The sequence below is a fragment of the Bacillus sp. FSL L8-0152 genome, from assembly GCF_038006365.1.
GTDB classification, from domain to species: domain Bacteria; phylum Bacillota; class Bacilli; order Bacillales; family Bacillaceae_G; genus Bacillus_A; species Bacillus_A cereus.
This window is the reverse complement of the sequence record NZ_JBBOVB010000002.1, coordinates 267,279-277,961: the sequence shown is the minus strand read 5'-3', so window position 1 is coordinate 277,961 and position 10,683 is coordinate 267,279. Positions and strand designations below refer to the sequence as shown.

The window sequence follows — 10,683 nt, the reverse complement described above, 5'->3', positions numbered from 1 at the left end:
CAACATGATTAATAAAGAAGTAGTTCCGTCAAAAGTTGAGTTTTGCTGGGGATTACCTGTTATTCCAACACCACAAACAAAAGAACTTCTAGAGGAATATGTTAATCAAGCTAAAAGAGCTGAGAAGAATAACTTTGACTCGGTATTGGTTTCCATTGCACCAACATCTGTTGATCCAATGATAGCAGCGTCTATGATTGGAATGAATACGGAGTTTGTAAAGATTTTGGTTGCGCAAAATACAAACCAGATGCTTCCTACCGTAACAGCAAAAGCATTGAATACTTTAAATAGTTTAATTGGTAATCGTGCAGATATTAACATTGTAACTGGAAGTGCCTCGCTTGTCCTTGCGCGTGATGGATTACCAGAACCGCACCATGTTCGATATGCTAGGACAAAAGAATATATTGAGCTGTTACAACAATTAAGACGAGGAGTAACTAGCTATAAAGGTGAGTTTTATCAAGTAGAAAATAGTGATATTTATCCAAAGGAAGATCTATCTCGAAGTGCCCGCTACTTTGTAGCGGGGTCCTCCGAGGAGGCAATGAGAGTAGCTGCAGAGTATGGTGATGCTTATATACTTTATGCAACAGATCGCAAAAGTCTTAGAGAACACTATCAAACAGTTAATAATTACGCTAAGCAATATGGGCGCGAGAAAATTCCATGTGCTATTTTAGTAGACATCATTGCTCGTGAGACTTCGGAAGAAGCATATGAAGAAGCATATGAATTACTTGAGAGAACACCAGCAGCCTTAAAGCGGATGACTAAGCTATTTTTAGATAATGCAGATTCTGTTGGACTTCGCCGATACAAAGATTTAATTACAAAAGATAGTATGTGGATAGATGATCATCTTTGGGGAGGTCTAAGTTTAGTTAACCCATCTAATTCAATTTCTATTGTTGGTAGCTATGAGGAAGTCATCTCGACGTTAACTGATTTTTGGGAAATAGGGGCAAATTATTTTCTTATTACTTCTCAGATTAGTGAGCATGAAATTGAACGTATTGGTCAAAATGTTGTGCAACCATTTAAAAAGAAAATTGAAAAGTTAATCCAAGTTAACTAAAAGAGGGCTAAAAATATGAAGTTAAACATATGGTTGAAGTTTATCATTTTAATGACTTTAATAGTACTCCCTTATCGACAGGTGGAAGCACAGGAAACGGTACAGGTTAATGAGAAGAAAATACAGAAGCATATAGAAGAACAAATATCTCAAGCGGGTATTCCTGGACTTTCAGTAGTAATTGTAAAAGGAAACGAAACGATTTATAAGAAGAATTATGGCTATGCCAATACAGACAAAAAACGTCAAGTTACGAATGAGACGCTTTTCGAGCTAGGTTCTACTTCAAAAGCTTTTACGGCATTAGCTGTATTGCAGCTAGAAAAAGAAGGGAAAATTAAACTTAGTGATTCTTTAACTAAATATGTTTCATGGTTTGAAATGGAGTATAAAGGCAAACCTTATGAAATTACACTTTATGACTTATTACACCATACTAGTGGAATACCGGAAAAGGCCATTGGATATATTCCTATAACCAATGGCAAAGATTCTATTGAGAAAACGATTAGAAATGTTATGCCAATAGGACTAAACCGAGAGCCGGGTAGCAGTTTTGAATATTCTACGGTTAACTACGATCTATTAGGCTTAGTAATCGAGAAGGCAACTAATCAATCATTTGAAAGATATGTTCAAGATCATGTGCTATCAAAGTTGGATTTATTGAGTACATACGCTGGACGTGAGATGGCCCCATTAGATAACATGGCCCAAGGTTACAAGCGTAATTTCTTACAATCATTACCCTATGACGCTCCTAATTATAGGGGGAATACACCGGCTGGATATTTTATTTCAAATATAAATGATATGGAAAGATGGTTAAAATTACAGCTTGGGGTTGAAAAGCCTAGGATGTTTCCGGAGGAATTGATTAACGATTCTCATAAAGCGAATAGAAAGGTTGCCCCAGATAGCAATGGAGCTTCATATGCAGCTGGATGGGAGGTCTATCAAAGTGGTGGAGGGGAAATTTCACATGGTGGAAGTAACCCAAATTATTCATCGTATATTGGTTTCCGTGATGAGGAACAGATAGGGGTCGTAGTATTAGCAAATCTGAATAGTAATTACACTTACTATATCGGTAGCAGTCTTTTAAATATGATGATAGATAAAGAAGTTAAACCGTTACTCTATGATGAATATAAGAAAACGGATCAAATAGGAACAGCCTTATTTGTGATCTCATCTTTGTGTTTACTAACGTTATTGGTCATGTTATTTCATTTAATCAGGGAGATTATTTTTAGAAAAAGAAAGTTTATATTACCAACGGGAAAAACATGGTTACATATGGTATTAGTTGTTGCGATATATGGGCTAATGATTTATGCACTTTATCAACTACCAAATCTCTTGTTTGGAGGGCTTCCGTGGGCATTTATAAAAGTTTGGGCTCCTTCAACTGTTGTACTTGCAATATATGCAATTGCTGGGGTGGGTTTGGCCTATGTTATCCATACATTCTTAAATCTTTGTTTTCCAAGACAAAAGGGAAAGTCGCTTTTGACTTTAATTGTTTTGGGATTAATATCAGGATTTGGTAATGCCTTTCTCATTTTTGTGATTAATGAAACGTTTGTTAGATCAAATAATTTGGAAAATGGCTTGTTGTTTTACTTTGTACTTGGAATCGTTATGTATGTCTTTTCACAACGTATTATTAGAACTAGCATTGTATCGTATACAAACGAGCTAGTTTATGAAAAAAGGATGGAATTAACAGATAAGTTGTTACAGACTCCTTATTACAAATTGGAGTTGATTGAGAAGGGCCGAATAGAGGCGACATTAAATAACGATACGGAAGTTATCTCTCGTTCTCTCAATCTATTAGTTACTGCTGGAACAAGTTTATTAACGTTACTATTTTGTTTTCTCTATCTTGGTGTAATGAATATGTATGCCTTTTTACTATCCTTGTGTATCATCTTTATTACTGCAGGGGTATATTCTTTGATCGGACGACAAGCAGATAAAGTTTGGAATGAAACAAGAGATATTCAGAATGTATATTTTCGTTTGATTGGTGATCTAAGGCATGGTTTCAAAGAGCTTAGGCTTCATACTGGAAAACGAAACGATTTTCGAGAAGTTATGAATGAAAGCTGTAATAACTATCGTGTTAAACGAACGATAGGAGATATTAAATTTGCAAATGTGTTTGTTCTGGGAGAACTATTATTCATTTTTGTTATTGGTATTGTAGTTTTCGTATTTCCAGAAATTTTTGTTAATATGCCGAAAGAGACGATAAGTAACTATGTAATCGTTTTTCTGTATATGACAGGTCCGGTTAATGAAATACTGGGCGGTATCCCTCAGCTCGTAAATGTACGTATTTCTTGGCAACGTATTCAACAAATGGTGAAGAGTGTAGATCATATAAAGGCAAATGAGCAAATCGTGACAACAAAAGAGTACTTAGATGTGCCAATTTGTTTGCAGCTACAAAATGTAAGTTATAAGTATAAGAATAAAGATGGAGATTTTACTGGTTTTGGTATTGGTCCGATAGACATGGAGTTTAATTCTGGAGAAATAGTCTTTATTGCTGGTGGTAATGGGAGTGGAAAATCTACTTTATCAAAACTGATTACTGGGTTATATGAACCTAATGAAGGTAACGTTTTATTAAATGGAAAAGAAATAGCTCGAGAGGAATTGAATCAATACTATTCAGCTATCCTGAGTGATTTTCATGTTTTTGATAGGCTATATGGAATTAATACAGAAGGAATGAAAGCAGAAATCGATCATTATTTAGAACTTCTCCAACTGAGTGACAAGGTTGGCATTGAGGATGGGCGCTTTACTACTACGCAACTATCAACTGGACAAAAGAAAAGGTTGGCATTGCTGGTTACGTATTTGGAAGATCGACCTATACTTTTATTTGATGAATGGGCAGCGGATCAAGATCCTGGTTATAGACGCTTCTTTTATGAAGAATTGTTACCTCAAATGCGAGCGAAGGGTAAATGTATTATTGCTATTACTCACGACGATCAATATTTTCATTTGGCAGATAAGCTTATAGTGATGGAGATGGGAACTGTGAAAATGAATAAAACAAAGGAGGCATTATCATGAGTAAGGAAATTAAATGTGTTGTTTGGGACTTAGATTGTACAATTTGGGATGGTGTTTTATTAGAGAGTGGTACAGTTACTTTAAAACCTGGAATTTATGAAATTATATGTGAATTAGATCGACGTGGAATACTGCAATCAGTTGCTAGTAAAAATAACTACGAAGATGCAATAGCTAAATTACGGGAATTTGGAATAGAAGAGTATTTTTTATATCCGGAGATTCATTGGAACTCTAAATCTAGTTCCATTGAGAAAATTAGAAAAAATTTAAACATAGGTATTGATACTTTTGCGTTCATTGATGACCAACCTTTTGAATTAGAAGAGGTACAGAGTGTTCATAATGATATTCTGTGTATACATGTAAATGAATATAAGTCGTTATTAGACTTGCCACGACTCCAACCAAAAAGAATTACAGAAGATTCAGGTCGTCGAAGACTGATGTATTTAGAAAATCTTAAGAGAACGAAGGATGAAGAAGAATATGTAGGCCCAAAAGAAGAATTTTTAGCTTCACTTGGGATGAATTTTGTGATTAGTGAGGCTCGTGAGGAAGATTTGCAGCGTGCAGAGGAGTTAACAGTACGTACGAATCAATTAAATTCGACTGGTATTACCTATGATTATGATGAATTAAACTATTATCGTAATCATCCAGATTATTTATTATTAGTTTGTGAGTTATCAGATAAATATGGCTCCTATGGGAAGATTGGTTTAACACTTGTAAAAAGGACGGAGGAAGCCGACTGCCTAAAACTTCTTCTCATGTCTTGTCGTGTAATGTCCCGTGGCGTTGGTACTATACTCCTCACATATCTAATGGAAAGAACAAAACAGGCAGGTAAACGCTTTTTGGCTGAGTTTCGACAGACTGACCGTAACCGTATGATGTTTGTTACGTACCGATTAGCTGGATTTAAGGAAACTAGCAACGAAAATGGAATATTAATTTTAGAACATAATCTTGAGAATATAAATCCTTATCCTCACTATATTAATATACAATTTCCGGAAAAACCAACGGATGTGGATAGAGGGGAAGTGGAAATATGCAACAAACAATTGTAAAACATTCTCTTACGCATCCACAAAAAAGAGTTTGGTATAATGAACAAATTTATCCAAACACATCTATGTATAACATCGGAGGGATGGTTCTTATTAATGGGGAAATTAATTTTACAATTTTAGAAAAAGCAATTCAATTATTCATTAAGAAAAATGATGGTTTACGTCTACGGATTTTTCAACAACATAGAGAACCCGACCAATATATATCACCATTTGAACCTACACCAATACGTTTAATTGATTTTTCTAATCATCATAATCCAAGTTTAGAAGCTAGAAAATGGGCCCAGGATGAATTTCAAAAACAAATTCTACTTGAAGGAGGCCCTCTGTTTGAATTTGTGCTCTTGAAAATAAGTGATGTAGAAAGCTCCTATTTTGTTAAGTTTCATCATATTATAGCTGATGGTTGGACAATCCAACTTATGACGAGTCAAATTATCGATTTTTACTCTAAGTTAAAGAATGATGAGCATATAAATGATACGGTTGAATCTACTTATCTGTCTTATTTACAAGCAGAGGAGAAATATCTGGAATCCCCTCGATACGTAAAAAATAAGAATTATTGGAATGAGAAATTTATGAATCTGCCAGATTTCTTTTTATCAAAAACATCTCATTCTCTAGAAGGGAAACGAAAGATATTTTTAATTGAAAAAGAAAAATCGGTTGCTCTACAGTCTTTTATACAAAAATATAGAATATCTATGAATACATTATTTTCAACCTTTATGCTTATTTATATTCATAAAATGTATGATCAATCAGACATAATCCTTGGATCTCCTGTACTAAATCGTTCCGGTGTACTAGAAAAGAAAATAGTAGGTATGTTTACTAGCACAATGCCGTTACGGTTAAATGTGGATGAAGATGAGAGTGTTCTATCTTTCATTAAAAGAGTAAATCATGAAATAAAACAATGTCTATTTCACCAGCGTTATCCTTATAACTTATTGGTAAAAGACTTGCAATTGACTAGTAAAGGATACGATGGTTTATTTCAATATAGTGTGAATTACTATAATACAAAACTTAAAAATACTATTGATGGATTTTCTTTAGAAAACGTGGAGTTTTACAGTGGTTACCAAGCCTATTCATTGCAGTTAGTTATTAAGGAATGGGCAGATGAAGGTTTAGAAATTCAATATGATTATAAAGTCGCGGATTTTGAAGAAGATCAAATCAATTGTATGCATGAGAGGTTTTTAGCTTTAATAGAACAAGTTTTACGTAATGAAGATCAATCGATAAAAGAATTATCTTTGTTATCGGATGATGAGCAAAAGTTTATGTTAGAGAAATTTAACAATACAGCTGTTGTGTATCCGAAAGAAAAAACTATTCAAGAATTATTTGAAGAACAAGTAAAACAGACACCAGAAAAAATAGCAATTCAACATGCTGATAGATCAATGACTTATCTTGAATTAAATAAGAAATCTAATCAGTTAGCAAGAAAGTTACGAGAAAAAGGAATCAAAAATGGTCAAGTCGTGGGTATACTAGCTAAACATTCACTTGAGATAGTAATTGCAATTTGGGGAGTTATTAAGGCTGGAGGTACATATTTGCCTATAGATCCTTCCTACCCAGAGGACCGAATTCGTTATATTTTGAATGATAGCGGCACAACATTACTTTTAACTGACTATACAAATGAGGGTAATTTAGAATATTTAGGTGAGAAAATTAATATATGTGATCAGAAACTTTATGAAGGGGATAATGCCAATCTAAACCTAGTAAATGCACCAAATGATCCAATATATATAATTTATACCTCTGGAACCACGGGGAATCCTAAAGGAACTGTAATCACTCAACGTGGATTGGTTAACTATATTTCCTGGGCTAAAAAGAACTATATTAGTAGTGAAAATGATGTTTTTGCATTATATTCATCCGTTTCTTTTGATTTAACAGTAACTTCAATATTCACTCCTTTAATAAGTGGTTTATTGTTAGTAATATATCATGATAATGAAGATGAGTTTATTTTGTCAAAAATACTCAAGGAAAATGTAGTAACAGTGTTGAAAGTTACGCCTTCACATTTAGCATTGTTAAATAACTATTCACCCCCAAAAGTTTCATCTCTTCGCAGATTGATTGTGGGTGGAGAGGATTTGAAAACCTCAGTCGCCGAAAAGATATATGATCTTTTTAGCGGTAAAGTTGAAATAATTAATGAATATGGACCAACTGAAACTGTGGTTGGATGTATGATTCATCGTTATGATCCAGATCTAGATCGAAGAGCATCCGTACCAATTGGTACACCAGCTGATAATGTTCAAATATATTTATTGGATAAGAATCTTCAGCCGGTTCCTATTGGTGTAAAAGGAGAAATTTATATATCGGGTGATGGGGTAGCTAAAGGCTATTTAAATCGTCCGGATTTAACAGCGCAACGTTTTTTATCCAATCCATTTATTTCGAGTGAGAAGATGTATCGAAGTGGTGACTTAGCTGTCATGTTGCCAAATGGATTAATTGAGTATCAAGGACGGATGGATTCTCAAGTGAAAGTTAAAGGATATCGTATTGAAATAGGGGAAGTTGAGAATGCACTGTTACAACACAAGTCTGTTAAAGATGTAGTAGTGGTGAATTGGCAAGGTGAGGATAATTCAAATCATCTAGTTGCTTACATTGTTTTGAAAGACAGTGTTCAAAATATAGAAATACGCAATTTTATTTCGCATATGCTACCAAGTTATATGATTCCTTCATTTTTTATCTATATGGATCAGCTACCGCTTACTATTAATGGAAAGGTAGATCGTCAAGCGTTGCCAGATCCGATGTTAAATAACGGTTCTAATCATACTCATTTAGAAGAAGTAGATGAAGATGTTACTGCAATGGTTAGTGAAGTTCTCAAGGAAATATTACAGACTGATAGAATCGAATTGCATAGTAATTTTTATCATTTAGGTGGAGATTCTATTAAAGCGATCCAAGTGAGCGCTAGATTACAAGAACTGGGATGGAAAGTTAGAGTTAAAGATGTACTAAATTATCCAGTTGTAAGTGAATTGGCAGCAATGTTAGTTAAACAAAAAGATGTTACAGTCTCACAAACATTGGTAACAGGAAAGGTAGAGCCTACTCCTATTATGCGTTGGTTCCTTAATCAACAGTTTAAGAACCCGCATCATTGGAATCAATCGGTATTACTGTCTTTGAAGAAGCCGGTTAAAGAAGAATATATTAATAAGATGTTAAATACGATCATGCATCATCATGATTTGTTACGGTTAAGGTATGAGGATAAGCAGGATTACTTCTATTATGACGAAGATATGTCCATTGTTGATTCTAAGGTTACCATGTTTGATTTGTCTGAAATTCCAATTGAAATGGCTTTGAATCAGGTTCATATAAAAGGTGAAGAGTTAAAAGGAAGTTTAAATTTGAATGTAGGACCATTATTTAAAGGGGCCTTATTCCAGCTTTCAAATGATCAACAGTTGTTATTATTAACTGCACACCACCTTATTGTTGATGCTGTGTCCTGGCGTATTTTAATTGAAGATGCAAACCGATGTTTGAATAGCTTGTATTTAGGAGAAGTTCCATCGCTACCATTAAAAACTAACTCTTTCCAAGATTGGTCTGAAGCTTTAAATAGTCGAGGAGTTAATTTAGTACGTGCTGAATTAGATTATTGGGAATCCATAGATAACATGCTAGATAATAATTTTCAAATTAATAGAGAAAAAGAAAATAGTACTGTTGAAAGTTGTACTACTCTTACCTTTACATTGAATGCAGATGATACAAGAAAACTATTAACTACTGCAAATGTGCCTTACAATACACAACCAATGGAGTTGTTACTTGCTGTGTTGACAGAAAATTTAGGCAAATATACAAACCAAGATCAAATTAAATTTGAGTTAGAAGGTCATGGTCGAGAGGAATTATTTGAGCATCTTGATATTTCACGTACAGTAGGGTGGTTTACAACGATGTATCCTATTGTATTACAAGTTTCGCATAATATTGCTAATCAAATAAAGAGTGTTAAAGAAGAGGTTCGTAAAAGACCTAATAAGGGAATTGGATATGGAATTCTTAAAGAGAAGTTTCCTTCTTGCAAAGATTTAACTCAAAATATAATTCGTTTTAACTATTTAGGAGAGATAGATAATTCTCTCGGGGATGGATGGTTTACTATTGTTGATTATCAAAGTGGCAGTGAACAATCAAAAGATAATCATATTACTGCATTATTGGATATTGTGGCCATGGTTAAGAATAAAAGCTTAGAAATTCATGTGACATTTAGTACAAGTCATTTTCAAAAGGATTTTGTAGAAAATTTATTTTCAGATTATCTAGAACGACTACAGACATATATCCAATCCTGTTGTCAAATGCAAACAAAAGAATTTACTTCATCAGATTTTGAAACCTTAAACCTTAGTGATGAAGAAATTGATAATTTGTTTGATTAAACAACTATTTGATGAAAATTTTATTTAATAAAGGAGAAGTCACTTGAGAAAATTAATGAAAGATTTATCGCCAGGATTGAATAGTAACAAATATTTGGTTTGTGTTCCTTATGCTGGGGGCTATTCGAATTCTTTTTTATCTTTAAAGAATTATTTACCGAAAGATATAAAACTTATTTCATTTGATCCTCCAGGCCATGGTCCTAATCTTTCTCCACTAGTTGATAACATAGATGATCTTGTTAATTTATATTTAATGGAGATGCAACCAATTTTAGAGGGAGAGGTTACATTATTTGGCCATAGCATGGGAGGAATTATAGTTCACCGTATGGCTCAAATTTTAGAAAGTAAGGGTATAAATCCTAAAAATGTTATTATCTCTGCTATGAATCCACCGGAAATAAGAAGAAAAACAAATCATTTAGATGATAAAGACTTTATAGATTATATAAAGTCTTTGGGAGGATTACCGGATGAAGTATTACAACATCAGGAGCTTTTAAACTATATCCTTCCAGTTATTCGATCAGACTTTCGTGCCATTGAGAATTATATAAATGATGACACAACATTGTTGAAAGCGCCCCTATATATTATTAGTGGAACAACAGACTCTAATTATACAGTAAAAGGGGCTAAGAATTGGGTAGAATGGGGCAATGAGGTTTATTTTCTAACAGTTAATGGTGGTCATATGTTTTTACTACATCAAGCTGACATCGTGGGCGAGTTAATTATGAAAATACTAGATAGGGTAAAATCTGTGAAGTAAAAAAATTAAGAGATGTATCTGAGTAAGAGAAAAGTGCATTTCTATGCTTTATGTGAAACTTCTATTGTTAAAGTAGCAATCTAATTGGTCGTCATTGGGAGTTTTATTACTGAGGAAGAAAACTCCCAATGACGAGTATGATTGTGCCCCCTCATGATAAAACGGATAGGTCTA

At 33.8% G+C, this 10,683-nt stretch carries 5 protein-coding genes; all 5 read left to right on the top strand.

From position 1 onward, the window contains the following. Nucleotides 1–4: 4 nt before the first annotated feature. The 5 genes from MHH27_RS29590 to MHH27_RS29570 are packed head-to-tail and all read left to right on the top strand — an operon-like array spanning nucleotide 5 to nucleotide 10,509. Nucleotides 5–1,081, top strand: a complete 1,077-nt coding sequence (locus tag MHH27_RS29590; protein ID WP_000608547.1) for an LLM class flavin-dependent oxidoreductase — start codon at nucleotides 5–7, stop codon at nucleotides 1,079–1,081. 15 nt (nucleotides 1,082–1,096) lie between these two features. Beyond that, nucleotides 1,097–4,180 (top strand): cyclic peptide export ABC transporter, encoded by a 3,084-nt coding sequence (locus tag MHH27_RS29585; RefSeq protein ID WP_340945252.1) that lies wholly within the window; start codon nucleotides 1,097–1,099, stop codon nucleotides 4,178–4,180. Then, nucleotides 4,177–5,256, top strand: coding sequence for an HAD-IIIC family phosphatase (locus MHH27_RS29580; RefSeq protein WP_098566769.1), 1,080 nt, complete (start codon nucleotides 4,177–4,179; stop codon nucleotides 5,254–5,256). Before MHH27_RS29585 ends, MHH27_RS29580 begins: the two co-directional genes overlap by 4 nt. After that, entirely contained in the window at nucleotides 5,238–9,734 is a 4,497-nt protein-coding gene (locus MHH27_RS29575) for an amino acid adenylation domain-containing protein (RefSeq protein WP_340945250.1), read from the top strand. Before MHH27_RS29580 ends, MHH27_RS29575 begins: the two co-directional genes overlap by 19 nt. A gap of 43 nt (nucleotides 9,735–9,777) precedes the next feature. Beyond that, nucleotides 9,778–10,509 (top strand): thioesterase II family protein, encoded by a 732-nt coding sequence (locus tag MHH27_RS29570; protein WP_001228852.1) that lies wholly within the window; start codon nucleotides 9,778–9,780, stop codon nucleotides 10,507–10,509. Nucleotides 10,510–10,683 lie beyond the last annotated feature (174 nt).

Bases quoted from the DNA above. Each gene is read 5' to 3' on its own strand.
- MHH27_RS29580 (WP_098566769.1), top strand. From the start codon at position 4,177: ATGAGTAAGGAAATTAAATGTGTTGTTTGGGACTTAGATTGTACAATT.
- MHH27_RS29575 (WP_340945250.1), top strand. From the start codon at position 5,238: ATGCAACAAACAATTGTAAAACATTCTCTTACGCATCCACAAAAAAGA.
- MHH27_RS29590 (WP_000608547.1), top strand. From the start codon at position 5: ATGATTAATAAAGAAGTAGTTCCGTCAAAAGTTGAGTTTTGCTGGGGA.
- MHH27_RS29585 (WP_340945252.1), top strand. From the start codon at position 1,097: ATGAAGTTAAACATATGGTTGAAGTTTATCATTTTAATGACTTTAATA.